Origin of the sequence: Kibdelosporangium aridum, from assembly GCF_900176515.1 — a bacterium.
Classification (GTDB): domain Bacteria; phylum Actinomycetota; class Actinomycetes; order Mycobacteriales; family Pseudonocardiaceae; genus Kibdelosporangium; species Kibdelosporangium aridum.
In genome coordinates this window covers 50335-71852 of sequence record NZ_FWXV01000012.1, presented here as the reverse complement: position 1 = coordinate 71852, position 21518 = coordinate 50335, and the positions used below count along the sequence as shown (strand labels likewise).

General features: G+C 66.5%; 19 protein-coding genes. 3 read left to right on the top strand and 16 right to left on the bottom strand.

Annotated elements, in window-relative coordinates:
• Window positions 1-2: 2 nt before the first annotated feature.
• The 10 genes from B9C43_RS45380 to B9C43_RS45335 form a co-directional block, all read right to left on the bottom strand.
• Window positions 3-698, bottom strand: a complete 696-nt coding sequence (locus B9C43_RS45380) for a hypothetical protein (protein ID WP_200825995.1) — start codon at window positions 696-698, stop codon at window positions 3-5.
• Entirely contained in the window at window positions 695-1645 is a 951-nt protein-coding gene (locus B9C43_RS45375) for an NAD-dependent epimerase/dehydratase family protein (protein ID WP_084433555.1), read from the bottom strand. Before B9C43_RS45375 ends, B9C43_RS45380 begins: the two co-directional genes overlap by 4 nt.
• Complete coding sequence (locus B9C43_RS45370) at window positions 1642-2928, bottom strand: nucleotide sugar dehydrogenase (RefSeq protein ID WP_084433554.1); 1287 nt, start codon at window positions 2926-2928, stop codon at window positions 1642-1644. The genes B9C43_RS45375 and B9C43_RS45370 overlap by 4 nt, the downstream gene beginning before the upstream one ends.
• Before the next feature lie 15 nt (window positions 2929-2943).
• The gene (locus B9C43_RS45365; RefSeq protein WP_051896659.1) at window positions 2944-3840 is read right to left on the bottom strand and encodes a glycoside hydrolase family 191 protein; all 897 of its coding nucleotides are present in this window, start codon (window positions 3838-3840) and stop codon (window positions 2944-2946) included.
• Between the two features lie 3 nt (window positions 3841-3843).
• The gene (locus B9C43_RS45360) at window positions 3844-4710 is read right to left on the bottom strand and encodes an NAD-dependent epimerase/dehydratase family protein (protein ID WP_084433553.1); all 867 of its coding nucleotides are present in this window, start codon (window positions 4708-4710) and stop codon (window positions 3844-3846) included.
• Window positions 4707-5447 (bottom strand): nucleotidyltransferase family protein, encoded by a 741-nt coding sequence (locus B9C43_RS45355; RefSeq protein ID WP_033387988.1) that lies wholly within the window; start codon window positions 5445-5447, stop codon window positions 4707-4709. Before B9C43_RS45355 ends, B9C43_RS45360 begins: the two co-directional genes overlap by 4 nt.
• 25 nt (window positions 5448-5472) lie before the next feature.
• Complete coding sequence (locus B9C43_RS45350; protein ID WP_084433552.1) at window positions 5473-6849, bottom strand: hypothetical protein; 1377 nt, start codon at window positions 6847-6849, stop codon at window positions 5473-5475.
• Window positions 6846-8426 carry a GT4 family glycosyltransferase PelF gene (gene pelF / locus B9C43_RS45345; protein WP_084433551.1) on the bottom strand — a complete coding sequence of 527 codons (1581 nt, stop codon included), beginning with the start codon at window positions 8424-8426 and terminating at the stop codon, window positions 6846-6848. The genes B9C43_RS45350 and pelF overlap by 4 nt, the downstream gene beginning before the upstream one ends.
• Window positions 8423-10534, bottom strand: a complete 2112-nt coding sequence (locus tag B9C43_RS45340) for an Agd3-related carbohydrate-binding protein (RefSeq protein WP_084433550.1) — start codon at window positions 10532-10534, stop codon at window positions 8423-8425. Before B9C43_RS45340 ends, pelF begins: the two co-directional genes overlap by 4 nt.
• A gap of 194 nt (window positions 10535-10728) precedes the next feature.
• A complete protein-coding gene (locus B9C43_RS45335; RefSeq protein WP_033387993.1) occupies window positions 10729-11613 on the bottom strand; it encodes a LysR family transcriptional regulator in 885 nt (294 codons plus the stop codon).
• 77 nt (window positions 11614-11690) lie between these two features.
• On the opposite strand from B9C43_RS45335, the gene B9C43_RS45330 reads away from it, so the two are divergent.
• The 3 genes from B9C43_RS45330 to B9C43_RS45320 are packed head-to-tail and all read left to right on the top strand — an operon-like array spanning window position 11691 to window position 15443.
• On the top strand, window positions 11691-12671 hold the full coding sequence (locus tag B9C43_RS45330) for an FAD binding domain-containing protein (RefSeq protein WP_084433834.1): 981 nt from the start codon (window positions 11691-11693) through the stop codon (window positions 12669-12671).
• A 1-nt stretch (window position 12672) separates the two neighbouring features.
• Entirely contained in the window at window positions 12673-13257 is a 585-nt protein-coding gene (locus tag B9C43_RS45325) for a (2Fe-2S)-binding protein (RefSeq protein ID WP_084433548.1), read from the top strand.
• The gene (locus B9C43_RS45320; protein WP_084433547.1) at window positions 13257-15443 is read left to right on the top strand and encodes a xanthine dehydrogenase family protein molybdopterin-binding subunit; all 2187 of its coding nucleotides are present in this window, start codon (window positions 13257-13259) and stop codon (window positions 15441-15443) included. The genes B9C43_RS45325 and B9C43_RS45320 overlap by 1 nt, the downstream gene beginning before the upstream one ends.
• Here B9C43_RS45320 and B9C43_RS45315 read toward each other — a convergent pair.
• The 6 genes from B9C43_RS45315 to B9C43_RS45290 form a co-directional block, all read right to left on the bottom strand.
• Window positions 15438-16031, bottom strand: coding sequence for a MarC family protein (locus B9C43_RS45315; protein WP_160097168.1), 594 nt, complete (start codon window positions 16029-16031; stop codon window positions 15438-15440). The two genes, B9C43_RS45320 and B9C43_RS45315, sit on opposite strands and share 6 nt — an antisense overlap.
• An 8-nt stretch (window positions 16032-16039) precedes the next feature.
• Window positions 16040-17593, bottom strand: a complete 1554-nt coding sequence (locus B9C43_RS45310; RefSeq protein ID WP_084433545.1) for an MFS transporter — start codon at window positions 17591-17593, stop codon at window positions 16040-16042.
• Between the two features lie 144 nt (window positions 17594-17737).
• Window positions 17738-18742, bottom strand: a complete 1005-nt coding sequence (locus B9C43_RS45305) for an LLM class flavin-dependent oxidoreductase (protein ID WP_143447064.1) — start codon at window positions 18740-18742, stop codon at window positions 17738-17740.
• Window positions 18720-19916 (bottom strand): MAB_1171c family putative transporter, encoded by a 1197-nt coding sequence (locus B9C43_RS45300; RefSeq protein WP_084433544.1) that lies wholly within the window; start codon window positions 19914-19916, stop codon window positions 18720-18722. The genes B9C43_RS45305 and B9C43_RS45300 overlap by 23 nt, the downstream gene beginning before the upstream one ends.
• Window positions 19906-20862, bottom strand: a complete 957-nt coding sequence (locus tag B9C43_RS45295) for an ImmA/IrrE family metallo-endopeptidase (RefSeq protein ID WP_084433543.1) — start codon at window positions 20860-20862, stop codon at window positions 19906-19908. Before B9C43_RS45295 ends, B9C43_RS45300 begins: the two co-directional genes overlap by 11 nt.
• The gene (locus B9C43_RS45290; RefSeq protein WP_084433542.1) at window positions 20859-21401 is read right to left on the bottom strand and encodes a hypothetical protein; all 543 of its coding nucleotides are present in this window, start codon (window positions 21399-21401) and stop codon (window positions 20859-20861) included. Before B9C43_RS45290 ends, B9C43_RS45295 begins: the two co-directional genes overlap by 4 nt.
• Between the last annotated feature and the right edge of the window lie 117 nt (window positions 21402-21518).

Here is a 21518-nt window from a genome sequence, read left to right as displayed (position 1 = left end):
TCCTAGATTCGCCCGAGGGCCTTGTCGCTGACGAAACAAGGCATGCCGTACTCGGCCGCTCGTCGCACCGCCCACTCTTCAAGCTCGGGCGTGTCGGCGTAGTCCAGTGCGTAGATCTCGACGCCCAGTTCGGCGAGCTTCACGGCGTACTCGGCATGGATGTCCAAAGTGGCCTGTGGCCAGCGGGCGTAACCATCAGCGACCCAACGGGCCGAGAAGGACTCGAACAATACCCCGTCGACGACCGAACCGAGCTCCGGCAACAACCCGAAGCCGCGGTTGGCGAGAACGTACGCCGAGCCGCTTGCCTCACGCAGTGCGGAGATCAGTTCCCACAGGTGTGGCAGGTCCTCGGGGTACGTGAACTCGATGTTGAGGGTGTCCAGGAACAGCCCGGCGAACCCGCTCTTCAGCCCAGCGGCCGCTTGGTCAAGCACGTGGGCCTGCCACAACGGCGAACCCACGTGCACGTACGCACCACCCCAGTCCGGGCAACGCCTGTCGCGTTGCCACGGAGCGGGTGGGCCGACGTCCTCAGTCAGCGACAGGTAGCACAAGGTGCGTACGCCGTGATCCGCCAGCCAGGCAAGCTCGGCGGGGGAGTAGAAGTCGGCCTGGAGCACCACCGTGGAGTGGCGCGCCAGTGCCGACAACTTCCCGTCGCCGTAGTAGAAGGCAATCGCGGACGAGATGGTCACAGCCAGTTCTCTCGGTACCAGTCGAACGTCCGCTGGACGCCTTCCTCAAGCGACACAGTCGGTTCGAACCCGGTCAGCTTCCGCAGCTTGGCCAGATCCGGGCAGCGGCGGGCCACCGAACCCGCGGGTGCGGGCGCCGGATCGAGGACCGGGTCGAAGTCGGCGACCCGCAGCACCAGCTTGGTCAGGTCACCGATGTTGGTCTCCTCGGTGTCGTTTCCGATGTGGACGATCTCGCCCATGGCCGTGTCCGTGGTCATCAGCCGGAGCATCGCGTCGGTGGCGTCGTCCACGTGGCAGAACGCACGGAACTGGTCGGTTCCGTAGACCTTGAACGGGTCCTCCCGCCGCATCGCGCGCAGCGACAGCTCGGGGATCACGTGGTCCGCGCCCATTCGCGGGCCGTAGACGTTGTGGAAACGCCCGACTACGAACGGGATTCCCCGAGCGCGTCCAGTGTGGACGACGGCTGCCTCGCCCAGCAACTTGCTGGCGCCATAAGCGAACCGCGGTGCGGTGATGTCCGAGATCATCAGCGGCACGGTTTCCGGCGTCGGGACCTCGACCACGCCGGCGCTCACGCCGTCGGCGTATGCCTCGCTCGTCGACGCGAAGAACAGCTTCGTCCCCGGCTGAATCCAGTCCAGCAGGTTCAGTACGACCAACGTGTTGATCCGGATCACCCGAGCCGGGTCCGACTCGACGTTGCGCACGCCGACCACGGCCGCCAGCATGTACACCTGGTCCCAGCCGTGCGGGATGTCCCGGTACGCAGCGGGATCGGTGAGATCCGCGTGCAGCACGTCGACATCGAGCGCGGCCAGCTCCGGGTCCTCCTTGCCGCGGGAGAAGTCGTCCACAATGGTCACCGAATACCCCGCGGCGAGCAGCCGCCGGGTCAGGTGCAGGCCGATGAAACCGGCACCACCGAGAACCAACGCCTTCATGCCGCCACCTCGTATCCCAGGCCCGCGTAACGCACGCCCTGCTCAGTCACCGCGGCGGCGTCCAGGATCCGCCACGAGTCGTACACAACCTTGATCTGAGTTCCGGCCAGCGCGGCCTTGACGTCCAGCGAACGGTATTCGGGGTGATCGGTGATCACCAGGACCGCGTGCGCCTCGGCGAACCCGGTCGCCAGGTCGACCGGCTCGCCGCCGTACTTCTGGATGACCTCCGGCGTGACGAGCGGATCATGCCCGAGAACCCGGATCCCGGCCCGCTCGAACACCGGCATCATGGTCTCGATCGGCGTACCGCGCATGTCGTCGGTCGGCGGCGTTCCCTTGTACGCCCAGCCAAGAACCGTGATCGTCTTGCCGCCGGTCTCCTGCATCAACGAGACCATCCGCTCGGCCACGTGCACGGGCAGTTCCTCGTTCAACCGCCGCGCCGCGCCGATCAGCTTGGGCTCGTGCCCGGCGCGCACACCACTGGACAGCATGATGTACGGGTCCTTCGACAGGCAGCCGCCGCCGACGTAACCGGGCTTGGCGATGTCCGGCCTCGGGTAGTCCAGGTTCGTCGCGCGGATGACCTCCAGCGGGTCGAGCCCGAGCCGCTCGGTGAGCATCGCGACCTCGTTGCCGAACGAGTAGATCACGTCTGTGTGGCAGTTGTTGGTCAGCTTCACCAGCTCGGCTGTCTCCAACGACGACACCGGGACGAGTTGGTTGGCCAGGCCGCCGAACAACTCGAGCCCCAGCCGCAGGCTCTCGTCGTCCAAGCCGCCGACGACCTGCGGCAGCTCGACGAGCTCACGCAGCGCCTGGCCCTGGATGGTCCGCTCCGGCGCCATCACCAGCCGCGCGGAGCCCCAGGCGTCCAGCAGAACCGGCAGCACGATGCTGCGGCTGGTGCCAACCGGGACAGTGCTGCGGACAACGACAAGCGTGTCGGCCGTGCAGCGCTGCACGACGTGTTCGGCTGCCGCCGCGAGGTTCTTCAGGTACGGCTCGTGCGTGGTCTCGTCGACCGGCGTGGAGACGCAGATGATCGCGGCGTCCACGCCGTCCTGCGGCAGCTCATGGGACACCGTGATGGTGTCGCCGATCAGCTCGGTGAACGCCTCGGTCACGCCGGGCTCGAAGATGTGCGGCTTTCCCTGCGCGAGAAAATCCACAACGGACGGTTGGACGTCCACTCCGTGAACCCGGAAGCCCTTGCGGGCCATGGCCGCGGCCAGGGTCAGGCCGACGTAGCCCATCCCGATGATGCCGATTCTACGCATGTTTCTCACCCCTCCTCAGGGACACGGTGGTGGCACCGTGTCCAGTGGTTTGACTGTGACCGCGCCGGCGAACTTCTCGTCGCGGTGTTTGCGGCAGGCGGTGGCGATGTTGCCGGGTTCGGTCGCGTAGTCGATGGCCACGACCGTCTTGCCGGCGTCTCGCAGCGCCTTCGCCTCCCTCAGGTTCTCGGCACAGAAGTCCTTGTCGCACGGTTCATCGGTGGCCAGGAAGAACAGCTCCTCCATCCCGATGCCGTCGATCGCCTCGGTGTACCCGGTGTGGTGCCGCAGTTCCGGCGAGTTCTGCGGGTAGATCAGGAAATCCGGCCGGTTCTGCTTGGCGTACTGGCTGATCTGGATGATCAGGTCGACCATCTTGCGGCCGAGCGTCTGCCTGGTCTCCCCGCGCACCAGCTTGAGGTCGATCTCCTCGTAGGCCAGCGGGGTGTCCAGGTACACGCCGTCGAACCCGGCCTGCAGTGCCCGGTCGACCCGCGGTTTGACGGCCGACTCCCACCACCGCTTGTCCCAGTACTTGACGAAGAACTCGCCTTCCCAGTGCTCCCACTCGTTGAGCATCAGGTCCGGGTTCGTCTTCCGGAACTGCTCGAAATCCGGCCGGAACTTCTCCAGCGACCCGATTTCGAAGTACGCCAGCACCTTCTTGCCGGTCGCACGGACCTTGCCGATCTCCTCGGCGGTGAAGTACGACGCGGCGGCGTCCCGCGCCAGGTCGATGATCACCAGCTGCTGTGGCTTGCCGGCGATGTCGTCCAGCTTGTCGTCCTCATAGCTGCTCAACTGGTAGGCCACGCTGGGCTGCGGGTTCTCCCGCTGTTCGGCTGCCGGACTGCACGCCGACGCGACGCAGGCGAGCGACACGACCGCGACTAGCAGCCTGAACTGGTTCATCCTTCAGCTCTCCCAACTTGCCTTGACTGAGAACGCGAGGTCGCGGGTGGGCCGCCAGCCGAGTGCCCACTCGACGAGACTGAGGTCTGCGGCGATCCAGTCGACCGCCGCAGACCGTGCCGGTGCTGGCGCGGATTCCCGGACCTCACCGGTGAAGCCAGCGACTTCCGCTAGCCTCGTGACGGCTTCGCGCGCCGTGACGGCAACCCCGCTGCCGACGTTCAGCACCGGTTCGCGGAGCTCGTCAACGCTGGCCGCCGCGGCGATCGCGGACGCCAGATCCCGCACGTCCACGAAGTCCCGGTAGGCGCCGAGCGGGCCCAGCTGGATGTGGTCCTCGCCCTTTTCCTGCGCCGCACGGATGCTCGCCGCGGCCCGGCCGAGGAGGTTCTCCGCGGGCAGGCCCGGACCGATCGGGTTGAAGACCCGCAACGACACCCCGTCCAGCACACCCGCTTCGACGGCGCGCTGTACCAGTTGGGTTCCCGCGAGCTTTGTGATCCCGTACGCGGCAACCGGATTGGCTGGGCTGTCCTCGGTCACGGGTGTCCCATGTGGAACGACGCCGTACTCGCCCGCCGAGCCGAGTGTGATCAGCCGGGCGTCCACAGCGGACACCGCGTCGATCAGCTTCGCGGTGACCTCGACGTTGGCGCTGACCAGTTCGGCCGTTGTGCCGGTGAGCCGGCCGGTGCAGTTGATCACCACATCCGGCCGGTTCGCCCGTAGCACCGCGGTCAGCTCGTCGGCCGTACCGTTGACCAGATCATGCTGAGCCCGGCCGATCGGCAGCAGGTCACTGGACTGCTCCAGCTCCCTGGCCACCTGGCGGCCGATGAAGCCGGAGGCGCCGAACAGCACGACCCTCACGACGCCACGTCCTCAGGCACCGCGTGGACCGGCGGCAACAGGACGGGACGCAGCTCCTCGAAGACCCGGTTGGCCTCGTCGTAGTCGTCCGGACGGCCGATGTCCAGCCAGTAGCCGTCGAACTCGTACGACCTCGGCGGCTCGCCACGGTCCAACAGGTCCAGCACGAGGTCGTCGAAACCGAACGGCACATTGCGCGGGTAGCGCGCCAGCGTGGCACGCGACATCGCGTAGACGCCCATGCTGACGCCGTAGGACAACGTCGGCTTCTCCCGGAACCTCACGATCCTGTCGTCCTCGGTCTCCAGCGTGCCGAAGTCGATCTTGACCTGGCGCTGGTACGTGGCCACTGTGAGCGGCGCACGCGACCTGATGTGCGACTTCAACAAGGACGCGTAGTTCAGGTCGGTGAGCACGTCGCCGTTCATCACCAGGAAGTGATCGGGCAGCCGGTCGAGGAAGTTGAGGATCGGCCCGATGGTCGACAGCGGCGACTCCTCGTCGGAGTAGTCGACGTCGAGGCCCCACCGCTCGCCGTCGCCGACGAACGCGCGGATCAGCGAGCCGAGGTGGCCGATGGCCAGCGTGACCCTGGTGAACCCCTGGGACTTGAGCTGCTGCAGGATGATGTCGAGGATCGCGTACTCCTCGCCGATCGGCACCAGCGGCTTGGGCAGCGCGGTGGTGTACGGCCGTAACCGGACACCACGCCCGCCCGCGAGAATCGTGACGTGCATTGGAAACCCCTCCCCAAGAAACGGACTATCGGTAGTGGTGGACGCGCCCGACACCACGCCGGACGGCCACCAGGAACAGCGCCAGCAACGTGACGCCGCTGTACAGCAGGATCGACACCTCGCCATGCGGGGCCAGGTGCTTGGCCAGGAACGTCACGGCGGCGATGTTGGCCGCGACGACGGCCGCCAGAGCTCCCAGCAGCCAGGCGTACCGCTCGTGCCTCATGAGCACGAACCCGACGAAATAGGCGCCACCGAGCACCATGTGCGCGTTGATCAGGATCGCGCCGTGGAAGGTCAGTGCGTCGAAACCACGCAGTACGAACATCAACGCGGTGCCGAGGCCACCGAGGATCATCAGGCACAGCACCAGTTCGTGCAGGAACAGCCGCCATACCTCGCGCTTGAACTTCTCCGGTGAACGCTGCCTGTGCAGTTCCGCGTTCGCGGAGTCCACGAACCGGTGCGCCCGCCACTCCACCGCGCCCATCCCGAGCACCAACGGGGCGACGGCGATGGCGAGATCGAACTCCGCCGCGACGAACCGTGCGTCGGTGAACAGCAGGATCGCCGCGCACAACGCGCCGTAGCAAGCGCTTCGGACCGCCGCGATCGCTACTTCACTACGGGCGGCCGGTGTGCGGGGATCGGTCTGCCCTGGCTTCTTGAAGGTCGCCATGGTTGCCGCGGCCAGCACGAGAGCAGCCGATGAGGCACCGGCGACGACGGCGGGCAGGACCAGGTCGGGCGGGTAGCCGCTGACGATGTGAACGATGCCGATGATCACGACCGGCAGCATCAGCATCGCCAGCCGGGCCTCCTGCTGGTAGAAGAACAGCACCCCGCAGGCAAGCTGGTATCCCATCTGCGCCACCACGAAGATGACCAGCCCGGCGTCGCCACCTTCGAGCAGTCCGGCCAGCAGGATGCCGACCCCGGCGGCCAGCACGAGCCCGGCGAGGCCGAGCCAGCGCAGCATCCGCGCGGCCGCGTTCGGCCGGCCGTGACCAAGCAATTGGTAGGCCACCGAGCTCATGCCCATGCCCCACACCCAGCCGATCGCGGTCGCGATGACCAGGCCGATGACCATCGCCGACCCGCCGAGGCTCATCAGCACGGCCGGGTACACGGCACTCGGCAGGACGTAGAGCGGACCGTGCGCGATGATCCGGATCGTCCACTCCTTCGCCGGCTTCGGAGCGTCCTTCGCAGCCGGTGGCGTCTGCGCGGGCATCCGCTTGTAGACCTCGGAAGCGAGGGTGAACACGTCCTTGTGGCCGTATTCCTCCCTGGCGATCCGGTCGTTCACGCCTTCGCTTTCCAGGATGGCCGCCACATGCAGCTCATCCGCGGCGCCCTGCACGCGGGGCGACACCTTCAGCATCAGCTTCTGGACGCTCACCTCATCACCCCTTGTTTCATGACGAGATCGTCGTAAATGGCTCGGTACGCCAGGTTCCATTGGTCGAGCGTGAACCGCTCGAGGACGCGTTGCCGGGCGATCTGGCCCGCTCGGCGACGTAGTGCACTGTCCTGCAACAACTTCACGCACGCCGCCGCCACAGCTGCGTGATCACGCGGTGGCACAACGAAACCCGCGTCGCCGACGGCTTCGGCGACACCACCGACGTTGGTGCACACCTGCGGCCGTCCGGTGGCCATCGATTCGACCACTGTGTACGGGAACCCCTCGGACACGCTGGTCAACGCGGTGACGTGACCGGCGTGGTACGCATCGACCTGCCGTGGCACCCGGCCTTCGAACACCGCCGAGCCGTGCAGGCCGAGCTCGTCGATCAGATCCAGGCAGCTCTTGTGGTACGCCTCGTTGCCGTTCGGGACGGGGCCGAACATCCGCAGCCGGGCCGCCGGGATTTCCGCTCGTACCAACGCGAATGCCCGGATCAGCGTGTGCAGGTCCTTCAACGGGTCGATCCGCCCGACGAACACCACCGTAGGCACAGCAGGTTCACCCTGCGCCGGCGGAAAGTCGTTGGGATTGATGCCGTTGTACATCGTCCGGATCCGGTCCGGGGTCCCGCCGTTGTACATCTGCCAGCGGCGGTTGTACTCCGAGTGCGGTGCCAGCACATCGACGAGCCGGTACGCGGCCTGTGCCAGCGCACGGTGGAACCGCAGCATCAGCAACCTGACCGCGTACGGCCAGGAGTCGTCCACGCCGAGATAACGCTCGCGCAGGTACACGCCGTGCTCCGACATCACAATCGGTGTGCCGTAAGCCCATTTGCTCGCGAACGCGACCAATGCGCTGATCCCGTTCATCGCAAGGTGAACGACGTCCGCCCGGATCGGCGGATACGACAGCGGCCGCACCATGTGCTCGAACAAGTCGGAGATGACCAAGGCGTCGTGCAGCGTCAACGCACCGGTTCCGGGCGGAGCCACCCGGGCGTAGGCCCACTGCAGGCGTTCCAAGGCGTCATTGGCGATCAACGCCGATCGCAGGTCGCCGACCTGAGCCCACGTGAACATCCCGTACAGCCCGGCGATGAACTCGTCGACCGAGCCTGGCTCGTCGGCCCGGACAATTCCGTTCAGGAACCGCCGGTGTGCTTCCTTCACCGGCCCGTTCGTGGTGAGCGGAGGGCGGTGCGGGACTCGCGGCCGCGGGCTCCACAACGGCATGTTCACGATCTCGGCCAGGTTGTGCGGACGCGGCCAGCTGACCGGCTCCCGACCGTCCACTGTGAGCGCGACGACCGTGAACGGCGACTCCGGCATACCTTTGACCAGCTGGTCGCACCACAGGCTGACGCCACCTGGGTGGTAGGGATACGTTCCTTCCGACACCAGCGCGATCCGTAACGGCCGGACCGGGCGGCGCTGCTGCGGCGGCTGCTGCAACTGCCGTGGGATCGAGATGCGGACGGTGTTGTCTTCCGCCAAGGTGTTCTTGTCCAACCGGACCGTCGGCTCGGAGCCGAGCGGGAACGTGGATTCGGTCTCGTAAATGGTCATGAGCGTGGCTTCGCGGACAGAGTGACGGTCGATCCCTGGCTGATGTTCACCCGGGACACCGAGTCGGTGCCGTAGTTCTCGGCCGCGTCAGGCAGGACCTGGTCCGCCGCGGTGGCTGGTTTGGTGTCCAGCCCTGTGATGTACAGCAAGCCGTCACCCCCGGGTGTGTGGCTGATCTGGTTGGTGACGCGGTTCCACACCGGATCTTCGTTGCGTTTGAGGACATCGAAGTGTGTGTTTCGGCCTTTGACGTACTGGGCGAGACTGACCCAGTCCGGGTTGCGCAGCGGAACCTGGTAGAGGTTGCTGTACTTCTGCACAAGGACCCTGACCCAGTCGAAGGTGAGGCTGCGCTCCTTGGCGTACTGGTGCATGTTGGCCTGGTGCACGGTGTGTGCGTAGGCGGAGCCGCTGATCATGTTCTTCAGCGCGAGTTCCGCTTCGCGGTCGGTGATTTCCTCGTAGGTCAGGTCTTTGCTGAAGTGACCTTCATCAGTGCCGTTCTTGCCGTACGTGAGGTTGTACAGCACGGTCTGCTCTTCGGGCGTGGCCGCCTCGAATTCGATGTCGGTCGGCCAGTCCGGGATGACCATCACGTCCGGCTGCAACGGGTGGTAGATGCCGCAGTTGAAGCACTCCGGCCGTTGCCCGGCATGGGACATGTCGCCATGGATGTACTTCACGCCGAGATCGCTCATGGCTTTCAACAAGTCCTTGTTGGACGCCCGCAGGCCGTGGTCCTTCGGCTCCTCGGTCCGGCTGTTCGGATCGGTCCGGTAGGCGCCGAGCCCGGAGTACTCCGGTGTTTTGAGGATCGACACCGGAACCGGGATGCCGCCTTCGGCCGCCGCGGTGAGGTTGTCCGCGATCTCCTTGCGGTTGCGTTCGTACGACGTGGTGTGCATGGCCGGATGGCTGTACGTGTGGTTCAGCCAGCGGAATTCGTTGACCATGCACTTCGAGTACGCGGACAGCTCGTCCGCCTTGACTTCGGGACTGCACACCGCTGGTGCGTTGGGATCGAAAAGCCCCGCGTTGTAAGGCAAGTTGAGGGTGAAGTCACGGGCGAGCGGGAACGCCGCGCGCAGCGCGTCCTGTTCCTTCTTCACCCCGACGACTTCCGGTCCGGTCAGCCGGTACGCGCCTTCGGCGCCGTCCGGATACACCCGCAGGGTCGAGTTGAACCAGTCGTCGACGTCGACGTTGATCCAGTGCCGCTTCTCGCCGATGAAGACTCCCTTGGTGGCCCAGCGAAGCAGGCCATGGCCGAGCAGGTCGAGAATCCGCTCCTCGACGTAGGTCTCGAAGCTCAGCGCGATCCGCTGCCTGCCGTCCGGGGCGTCCGACCGGACACCGATGACACCGGAGCCGATGGTGAGCAGCGGCTCGGCGGAGCATCCCGGTTGTAGCGAGGCCAACTGAATGTTGGCGTTCGCGATCGGCAGCTTCGCATCCGGCTTGAGCTGCTGGAAAACCCCGGCGCCAGGCTGAGTCATGGTGGCCTGCACGGCGTTGCCGTCAACGGTCTGTTCAGTGCCCGGGCGCAGGCAGTAATCCTCGGGGACGGTGCCAGGGCGTGCACTCAGTGCGACCTGACGGACACCGAACTTCTTTTCGTAGTCCCATAACGCGGTCCATTTGGCACTGTCGAAGACACTGGTCGGGTTGTCGGTGTCGTCCGTCGCGGGCAACTGGGCGTCCGACAGCAGGATCGACTGGTAGCGGCCAACTCCGTCGGGACGGACCAACCTGTTGAGGTCAAAGGGTTCGTGCCTGGCCAGCACGACATCATAGGGCGAGCCGATCGTGTCCAAGATAGATTTCCACGCGGCAAGACCGGGATCGTTGGCGTCGACCGCGATGATCAGCTGACGTAACGCGACTCCCTCGCCAGGACCTGGTGGCCTGGCGGGCTGTGAGCTGCGTACCGGCACCAATTCCTTGGGCGGTAACGGTGGTACGGGCGGCATGGTGAACGTCCGCGACGCCGCGACGGCAGCGTCCCGCTCGGCGGCGGTCGGGCTCATCAGCGTGACGACGACCATGACCACGGCCATGCACAACAGAAAGATCGTCGATAAGTTCCTGGCCAGCGCGCGTGCCTGCATCGCGGAGACTCCCCCAAGCCGTACTTCCCCAGTGGATCGTCCTCAAAGGATTTCCCGGTGTCCCTTGAGGAGCGCGTACTTCCCTGTGACGTACGGCCGGGCGGAGCGGTTTCATCGGACTTGAGTATTTCTACCCAAGCCGTCCGGAAGACCGGACTGAGGGTTCATAACGGGCGAATCGGACAGGCTACGTGTTACTTGACGGCTGAGCGGACGATCTCCCGCAGCCACCGGTTGGTCATATCGCCGTCCAGGCGCGGATGCCACGCCATGTAATAAGGGAACGGCTTGATCTCCTTGGGTGCAGCCACCACACGGGTCCCTGGCGGTGGCGTGCCGACGATGCGCGAAGGCAACGTGGCGATGCGGCCGGTGCCGGCGACTGCCTCCAGTGCGGCGGTGAAGTAGGGGACACGCACCCGGACCGTCCGGTGCGCCCCGACGGCACGCAACGGATCATCGACCATGGCCTGTTTACCCGACCGGACCTGCACCACGATGTGCTCGCACTGCAGGTACGCCGCAAGATCGAGGCGCGAGCGAGCCGGGTGGTCCTCGGGAACGACGCAGACGAACGGTTCGTCGAACAGTACTTCGCCCAGCAGCGGCTGATCCGGCTCGATTCCGGTGAGCACCAAGTCGAGACGCCCCGATTCGAGGTCGACGTCCACGCGGTCGTGCCACGCCATCAGGTTGAGCGTCATCTGCGGAGCGAGTTCGAGCACTTGGCTGAACAACGGCCGGCCGATCACGATGGCCGCGTAGTCCGTGCCGGACACGTTGAGCACGTCCGTGGCCATCGCCGGATCGAAGCGATCGCCGCGCAGCAGCGCGTTGATCCGGGGCAAGATCTGGCCAAGTTCCCGCTGGATCGTCCGGGCCCGGGGAGTCAGCTCGTATCCGGTCGCCGTGCGGACCAGCAACTCGTCGCCGAACGTGTCGCGCAGGCGCTGCAAAGTCCTGCTCATCGCCGGTTGGCTGAGGTTGTACAGCTCCGCCGCGCGGGAGATGTGCCGCTCCTCCAGCAGGACTTCCAACGCGCTCAGCAGATTCAGGTCCGTCGTGCGGGTATGTGCCATGGACATAGTGTACGTGCCTTCTGTGCATTTGAAACATACGCCCGATTCCGGGACGATCCACAGTGGAGGTGCGGCCGATGATGCCTTTTTCCTACGTTCGCCCGGCCAGAGTGGCTGAAGCCGTCGCGGTGGTGTCCGCGGACCCGGCGGCGAAGTTCGTCGCGGGCGGGACAGATCTGTTGAATCTCATCAAGGACGGCGCGGAACAGCTCCACCACGTCGTCGACATCAACCGGCTGCCGCTCGCCGGTATCGGGGTCCTGAGTGGACGGACGATCCGGATCGGCGCGCTGACCCGGATGCGGGAAGCCGCCGACCATCCGGTCGTGCGCACCCAGCTGCCGGTGTTGTCCCAAGCGCTGCTGGCGTCCGCGTCACCGCAGGTGCGCAACATGGCCGCGATCGGCGGCAACCTGTTGCAGCGCACCAGGTGCGGCTACTTCCGCGACACCGGGATGCCGTGCAACAAAAGGGAACCCGGTAGCGGGTGCCCGGCGCAGAACGGACAGAACCGGATCCACGCGATCTTCGGCGGCAGCCAGCACTGCATCGCCGTGCACCCGTCGGACTTCGCGGTGGCTCTGCGGGCGCTGGACGCGACGGTGCTGACGACGGGTCCGGCCGGTGACAGGCGGATCAGCCTCGACGAGTTCTACGTACTGCCGGGAACCACGCCGCACATCGAAACAACGTTGCGGCACGGCGAACTGATCACCGCCGTCGAGGTCCCCCTCACGCCGATGGCCGCCCGGTCGAGGTACGTCAAGCTGCGTGACCGGGCAAGCTTCGAGTTCGCGGTCGTCTCGATCGGCGCTGCCCTGGACCTGCGGGGCCGCCGGGTGCGGGACGCGCGGCTGGCGTTCGGAGGGGTCGGCACCCGGCCATGGCGTTCGGCGGAAGCGGAAGAAGCGTTGCGTGGCAGGGACCTGACCTCGGCCACGATCGCCGCCGCGGCCGACGCGGCGGTCCGTGGGGCAGTGCCGCGGCAGCACAACCAGTTCAAGATCGAGTTGCTGCGCCGTGCCTTGACCGGGCTGTTGACCGAATTCGGGGGATGACATGGCAGACCAGGACAACCCGACCCGGCGCAGTGTGCTCAAGGCGACCGGCGTGGCAGCCGTCGGGGTCGCGGTTCCGACGCAGGTCGCGACCGCCTCGCAGCCCGCGGAAGCGGAAGGAACCGTCCAGGTGTCGTTGAAGATCAACGGCGTCACACATACCCAGGCCGTGGAACCGAGAGTGACGTTATTGAACCTGCTGCGGGAGCAGCTCGGCCTGACCGGTGCCAAGAAAGGGTGCGACCGGGGCGAGTGCGGCGCGTGCACGGTCCTGATCGACGGGCAGCGGATGAAGTCCTGCCTGACCTTGGCGGCGATGCGGGACGGCGCCGAGGTCACCACTGTCGAAGGCCTGGCGCGGGGTGACCGGCTGCACCCGGTGCAGGACGCCTTCATCCGGCACGACGCGTTCCAGTGCGGGTTCTGCACGTCCGGTCAGATCATGTCGGCGGTCGCGTGCATCAACGAGGGACACACGAAGTCCGACGACGAGATCAAGGACTGGATGAGCGGCAACCTGTGCCGCTGCGGCTGCTATCCCAACATCGTGGCCGCGGTCCGTGACGCAGCGAAGGACCGCCGCTGATGAGCAACCTTGTCGGACAACCCATCGCCAGGGTCGAGTCGCGCGACAAGGTGACTGGCGCGACTCGCTACACCGCCGACATCCACGTACCCGGTCTGGTACACGGCTTCCTCGTGATGAGCACTGTCGCCAATGGACGGTTGACCGGCATCGACACCGCTGCGGCACGGACGGCCCCCGGCGTGATCGAAGTCCTCACCCACGAGACCATGCCGCGACTGAGACTGCCGGACGCGCACGGCAGGTACCTCAAGACATTCATCCCCATGCAGGACGACCTGATCCGCCACAATGGACAGCCGATCGCCTTGGTCGTCGCGGAAACGCTGGAGCAAGCGGAGTACGCGGCCACATTGGTGAAGGCGACGTACTCGTCGCGCACGCCTCAGGTCTCCCTGGCCGAGGCGATGAGCGAGGCCTTCATCCCGCCACCGCTGGGCGACGGTCCGAACGAGATCGTCCGTGGTGATCCGCAAGCCGGGCTGCGCGAGGCGGAGGTCGTGCTGGAGAGCGAGTTCACCACGCCGATGCACCACCACAACCCGATCGAGCCGTCCGCGACCACCGCCGTGTGGGAAGGCGACCAGCTGACGGTTTACGAGACCACGCAAGGCATCACCAACTCGCACACGGCGCTCTACCAGATGCTGGGCGTGCGAGCCGAGCAAGTCCGTGTCGTGTCGAAGTACCTGGGCGGAGGGTTCGGCAGCAAAGCGCCAGTCTGGCCGCACACCATCCTGACCGCGGCGGCGGCGCGCGTGGTGCGCCGTCCGGTGAAGCTCGTGTTGTCACGTGCGCAGACCTACACGTCCAACGGGCATCGAGCCGAAGGACACCAACTGGTTGTGATGGGCGCCAAACGCGACGGTCGGCTGACCGTGCTGCGGCACGTCACGACCCAGCAGATAACCCGGTCGGACGTCGTGATGTTCAGCAGCGCGGAACCCACGCGGATGGCGTACGCGGTACCCAACATGCACATGGTGCAGCGCGGTGTACGGCTGGATCTGCCGACGCAGAGCTTCATGCGGTCGCCCGAGGTGATGACCACGCACGGCCTTGAGTGCGCCTTCGACGAACTGGCCTACCGGCTGAATCTCGACCCGATCCAGGTGCGGCTGGCCAATTACGCCGACTCCGATCCCGAGACCGGGCGGCCACTGCCCGGCAAGCACCTCAGGGAGTGCTATCGACGGGCCGCGAGTACGTTCGGCTGGGCGCGGCGCGACCCGAAGCCGGGCTCCATTCGTGACCGCGACGGGTTCATCGGGTGGGGGATGGCGACCGCTGGGCACACCGCGGGAGGCAGGCCCGGTGGTGGCGCGCGGATCACCATCGGTGTGGACGGCCGTGCCTTGGTCCAGTCCGGTACGCAGGACATCGGGACGGGTACGTACACCGTGATGACCCAGGTCGCGGCGGACGGCCTTGGCATGCGCCTGGACACGGTGCGGTTCGAGCTTGGTGACACGAACTTCCCGGTCGCGTACACATCCGGTGCTTCGAACACGGTTCCGGCCGTCACCAGCGGTGTGAACCGCGCATGTGTTGCCGCTGTGCGGGCTGTGGCCACGATCGCGGTGGCAGACCGGCAGTCCCCGCTGTTCGGGACGGCGGTGGAACGGATCAAGGTTGACGACGGATTTCTTTTCGTGACCGGCGATCCACGGCGACGGGACAGTTATCGGGCCGTGCTTTCCCGGCACGGCCAGCCGGTTCAGGTGGCTGTCGCACCGGTCGACACCCCGCTGGGCTTCTCGACCGGTGCGGTGTTCGTCGAAGTGCACGTCGATCCACGGATCGGCCGCGTCCGGGTGCGCCGGATCGTCACCTGCTACGACGTGGGCCGGGTGCTGAACCTCAGGACCGTACGCAGTCAGGCGATCGGTGGCGCGGTCTGGGCGATCGGCTTCACCCTCAGCGAGCACACCTTCGTGGATCCCCATTACGGCAGGGTGGTCAACCCGAACTTCTCGGGCTACCTGATGGCGGTGAACGCCGATGTCCCGGACGTCCAGGTGGAGTTCATCGACCGGCCCGACCCCGACCACTCGTTGTCCTTGGGTGCGCGGGGGTTCGGGGAAAGCCCGATGACCGGCGTGACCGCGGCGATCGCCAACGCGGTGTACCACGCGACCGGCAGGAGGATCCGTGACCTGCCGATCACCCAGGACAAGCTGCTATGAGACCTCGCCGATGATGTGCAGTTGCTCGAGGCCGGTGATGATGAGGTCGACCCCGAGCGCGGCCAGCAGGACGCCGAGGACGCGGACGAGCACCCAGGCGTAGGTCATCTTCACGTACCGCAGCAAGATGCCCAGCACGGGGATAGCGGCGAAATCCAGTGCGATGACCGAGATGTAGGCCCCCGCGAGCACGAAGCTCGCCGACCATGTGCTCGCGTCGGCCATCAGGAAGAGGTACGCCACCGCCACCGGGTTCGCGTAGAACGCGGTGGCGAGCTCATGCGTGCCGCCTGTTTGGTCGTGCTCGGGCTCCTGCTTGCGCCCGAGCACGAGGTCCAGTGCGTGGACGAACAGGATGACCCCGCTGGCCAGCATCAGCGCCCCCGCGCTGATGTGGAACAGCTGGATGAGCAGGCGCCCGGCCACGATCACGAAGAGGCCGGTGGCGACCGCCGTCGCGGTGGTGGTGAAGGCCACGCGCCAGCGCCTGCGGGCCTCCGCGCCCTGAGTGTCCACAAGGAACGCGAGCAGGATCTTCGGCGGCCCGACGACGGCGACCAGGATGCTGAACGCCTCCACAAAGGTCATACAGGCCATCATCGAGCCGGGTCGTGACCTCCGCCATTCGGAGCGGTCGGCGGCACCCGGCGCAGGACGAGAAGAACGAAAGCTGCGACAACGACGGATCCGCCAGCCCCGATCCAGGCCACCCACTGCACGCCGTTGACGAACGTGCTGCTGGCGGCGAAGCGCAGCGCGTCACCGAGTGCGGTGGGCAGGCTCGCGGCCGCCTCGAAGGCTGAGCCGAGCGTTTCCTTTGCCTGCACGAGAACCTCTGCGGGAAGACCGTCCGGTGCGGACAGTTCAAGGTCGTTGCGGTAGACCACGGCGCCGAGGCTGCCCAGCAACGCGATGCCGGTCGCGCCGCCGAACTCGTTGGCTGTCTCGGAGATCGCCGCTGCCGCACCCGCGCTCTCCTTCGGCGCGGTCGCGAGCACGAGATCCGTCGAAATCGTCGCCACCGCACCGATTCCACCGGCCAGCACGATTTGCGACGCCACCACCCACGCCACTCCTGACTCCACACTGACCTGAGCGAACAACGCGAAGCCGGCCCCGCTGAGCACCAGTCCTGACGCGACGATCACCGAAGGCTTGAGTTTCGCGGCGATCGCGGTTGCCGTGCTCACGCCGACCAGCATCCCCGCCATCCCGGGCAGACACCACAGCGCGGCCTCGAGCGGGCCGTATCCCAGCACCAGTTGCAGGTACTGCGAGACGAACATGCCCAGTCCGGCGAGGACGAGGAACGTGATCGCGCACGCGCCGACCGCGCCGCTGAACTGAGCCCTGCGGAACAGCCGCACATCGACCATCGGGTGCTCGGCGGTCGACATGCGGCGCAGGAACGTCGCACCGAACGCAAGCCCCAGCGCGATGGAACCGACGTATTCCCAAGCGAATCCGTCCGCCGCGAGCTTCTTGATCCCGTAGATCACCGGCAGGATCGTCGCCAGCGACAGCACGGCACCGAGCAGATCGAACCGTCCGGCCTTGGGGTTGCGGAACTCCGGCAGCAGAGCCGGGCCGAGCACGAGCAGAAGCACCATCACCGGGACGTTGAGCAGGAACACCGAGCCCCACCAGAAGTGCTCGAGCATGAACCCGCCGACGATCGGCCCGACGATCGCACCGCCCGCGAACCCGAGCGTCCACACACTCACCGCGACCTGACGTTGCCGCGGATCATGAAACATGTTGCGGATCAACGAAAGCGTGGACGGAGCCAGCGTCGCGCCCGCGATTCCGAGCACTGCCCGCGCGGCGATGAGCATCTCGGTGGACTGTGCGTAGGCCGCGGCGACGGACGCCAGGCCGAACAGCGCCGCACCGGCGAGCAACACCTTGCGCCGCCCGATCCGGTCGCCGAGGGTTCCCATCGATATCAGGAATCCGGCCAGCACGAACCCGTACAGGTCAAGGATCCACAGCAGCTGCGAACTGCTCGGCGCCAGATCCGCGCTGAGGAACGGCAGCGCGTAGAACAGCACCGACAGATCCATCGAAACCAGCAGGCACGGCAAAACGAGGACGACCAGCCCTAGCCACTCGCGCCGGGTCGCCATCCGGTGCGGTGTCACCAACTGCATGAGATCCCCCTCGGGTGTTTACATGGCAAACAAGCGTCGTTTACAACGTATACACAGCGCAGCGCGGACGCAACGCATTAGGTGAGAGGGAGAAGTTATTGTCGAAGCCTGTGCTTACTGTGTAATCATCGGGGATGGTCAGGGCTAGCGCTTCGGGCTGAGCCGGTCGGCGATGGACGCCAGCAGCTCGTACGACAGGCGGCGGTCCGCGTGGTCGTACACCGGTGTGGTCACCATGATCTCGTTGGCGCCACTGTCATCCAGGATCTTTTGCAGCTGCTTGGCCACCGTGTCCGGGCTGCCGACGAGGACACCGCCCGCGCGGGCGGCGATTTCCGCGCGGTCATCCTCGGTGTACGGATACGCCGCCGCGTCCTGCGGGCTCGGCAGCTGGATGCGTTTGCCGCGGATCCGGCTGAGCACCTTCACTCTGGTGGAGCCAGCGAGCCATTCGGCGCGTTCGTCGTCCTCTGCGACGATGACCGACAGGCTGACCAGCATCTTCGGCGTCGCGGCACTTTCCCGGTAGACGCGGGTGGCCTCGGCGGTCATGTCCAGGTTGAGGTGACCGGCGTAGGCGTACGCCAGGCCGAGTTCGGCGGCCAGTTGAGCGCTGTTGGGCGAGGATCCGAGCAACCAGATCGGCGGTACGTTGCCTCCGACAACGGGAACCGCTTTGATCCGTGCGTCCTGCGCGGGGTTGAACCACGCCAGCAGCTCTTCCAGCTGTTGGCGGAAGGTCTTCGCGTTGCGCTCCCGCTCGGGACGAACCGCTTCCACGGCCGAACTGGGACCGCCGGGCGCGCGGCCGATGCCGAGGTCGATCCGGCCAGGATGGAGTGCGGCCAACGTGCCGAACTGTTCGGCCACGACGATCGGAGCGTGATTGGGCAGCAGCACACCGCCCGCGCCGACGCGTAGCTGGTGTGTACGGTTCGCGAGGTGGCCGACCAGCACGGCCGGGGCGGAGCTGGCGACGCCGCGCATGCTGTGGTGCTCGGGCACCCAGTACCGGTGATAGCCCAACGTATCCGCGAGGATCGCGAGATCGACCGTGTTCTCGAGCGCTTGCTTTGGCGTGGACCCCTGCACGATCGGCGAGGTGTCCAATACCGACAGACGAATCTCAGCCTGCCGAAGCGGGCTCATGTTCGTCCTCTTCGATCACTCCGCGGCTGCGCAGGAGTTCCGTCACCGAGGTCATCCATTGGGCGCGGCTGCGCCAATCGGGGAAGTCCGGTTCAAGGCGTGGGTACGGCGGCTCAGCCGGTACCTCGTCGTCACCGGCCCACTGCGCCTTCCGTTGGTCGGCGCGCCGCAGCAAGCCCGCGGCGATGGCGTCCGCCGCCACTTGCGGATCGCGGATGTCCCCGGTCGGTGCCGGGCAGTCTCTGGCCAGCTCGCTCAGGCCGTCGGTGATCTCGGTGGTGACCCGGTCGTAATCGATCACTCCGCTATCGACACTGTCGACACCGTCGAGCGCGACATAGGGAAACTCAGCAGTCAATGTCCGCCACAGTGGCAGCATCCGCTTGCTGTAGCGGGCGCGCAACGACTTCTCGTAGCGCGCCCGCAGCGACACCACGATGGTCGCCAGCGGGACCAGGGCCAAGCCCAGTGCCAGCACGAACTGCCCGCCGAGCTGACCGATGGAGTACAACGAGGTCAGCCAGTCCGGATCGAACTTCGTGTCGAACTGACGGCCGAACTGGCGGACGAGGACCACACCGTCGACGCCGATCGCCATCGCGGCGGACCCGACGATGACGATCCAGAACGCGGCCCGCGCCCAGGCCTGGCTCAGTTTGCGCCGCAACACCAAGGCGCGGCGGACACCCACGAACCACACTGTCAGGGCGTAGCCGGACACCGACAGGTACCACGCGGTGCGTTCCCAGTCGTGGTAGCGCTCCGGGCTCGCGGCGGGCCGGCGGATCCCGTCGACGGAGATCTCCTTGACCACCACCATGATCACCAGCGCGGCGACCAGGAAACCGAGCTCGATCAGCGCCTTGCGCCTGCGCTGCGCCTCCGGCTTGTCCGTGTTGGCCAGCAGGAAGAACGTGGCCCAGCAGTAGGCCATCGCCATCCAGCAGCCGTTGAGGATGTACCCCCACACCTCGGGCCCGAAGAAGTCCTTGATCGGCTCGAGGATCGGTGTCTTGATCCCGAACGTCGCCGCGATGGCGAGGAACACGAGTCCCAGGGTCAGCACTCGCAGGGCTGGATCATTCGGTCTGCGGGACAGTTGCACGATCTCCCAGATCGCGACGGCGCAGATGACCACGCCCTTGGTCCACCGGATGACCAGCTCAACGTCCATACGTGAACCCAAACGCCCCTGCGATGCTGTGATCGGCCGACCCTGCTGCGTGCGGCAGACGGTTCGGCTTCGGTCGTTGCTGTGCCAACCGCGCCAACTCGCGTGCCCCGACTTCAGCCTCCCACTCGCGCCAGTCGGCATACGCACCGGCCGCTGGATCTTCGGCGGCACCGACACCACAGGTGAAAGTGTCACCCAGCGCGAGGTGATCCCGCACGATGTGCATCACCTCGTGGAAGATCACCAGCGACTGCTGTGGCGCGGGGGAGTCCCGTTCGACGAAGATCCGGTCGACGTCGCGGCTGGGCGCCAGGTGCCCGACACCGGACGTGCCACCGAGATCGGTCGCCTTGACCTTGATACGCCTGCCGCGGAGTTTGGCGAGCCGGTCGCACAGGTCATGCGGGCCAAATGGCGTGTTCAACCCGAGGTCGTCGACCAGCTTCCGACACAGCCCATGGAGCTGCGAAATGCTCATTGGCGTCGATGTCATCCCCGTCGTCCCGCCGTCGTGCCCCGGCTCCTCCTCGGCCCGCCGGTCATCATGCCACGTTCGTAGGGTGCCGATGACTGCACGTTCGCGCAAAATCGCGCGCCGCAACTGTTCGCGCTGGGTAGCCGTCGGGACGGACATCCGGCAGATCAAATACGACAGGAACCCGCACTCGCGCAGTGCTCGGATGAGCAGTTCATCCCGGATCCGATCGACCACTGCCTTGTCATCGCCGAAGAACGCCGGATCCACGCCGAAGAACTCGGCGAGTGCTGCCAGTTGGCCGGGTTCCGCTGTGGCGCCGGCACGCAACTGCTCGACAACCGTTCCGCCTGCTTCCGCGTTCGTGTAGGGCCGCCAGGCGCCCGTGGCTGGGTCGCGTGCGACGACCACGTCGAACAGCCAGTTCAGCCGCTCGGCCACGGACCCGGGCGCTGGCCCGGGTGCGCTCACGCAGGTGCCCCGTCGTCCTCGTCATCGTCGTCGACCAAGGCCTTGGCCAGTGCCCGCATCATGGACGCCTGCTCACGCGCTGTCCTGGCGTTTCCGGCCGCGTCCCTGCGGGCAGTCCGCGTCACACCGGAGGCACGCAGCGCCTCCTGCAGCTCCTTCGCCGCGTTGCGCAGCTCGTCCTGCGCCTGCCGGCTCTCGGCGAGTTGCTCGTGCAGCCGCTGTTCTCGTTCGACCAGGCCACGTTCCACCTCGGCGGTCACCGCCGGGTCGGTGAAGTACCCGACCGGGACGTCGAAGAACCACGCCACCGCCTTCAGGGTGCGCAGCGTGGGGTTCTGTTTGACGCCCCGGCGCAGCTCGCTGAGGTGCGACTCGGACAGGTCCCAGCCCTCGGCCCGGCAGGCCGTGACCACCTCTCGGTTGGTGAACGTCCGGTCGGGCGAGCCGGCCGGCCGCAGCACCTCGAACAGACGGTTGAGCTGCGCGCCCAAGCTGCCAGGTGGTTGCGCCGCGGCGTGCGGCTGCTCGTCGTGTGCCATCGCATGTCTCCCGCAGTATCAGTAGCACTGCCCGAGAACGAGGACAACACGTGCCTGCTCAGCGTCCTCGGTGTGCATCACTACTGCATGTTGTCACGCTCCAGCGTAGCGCAACCC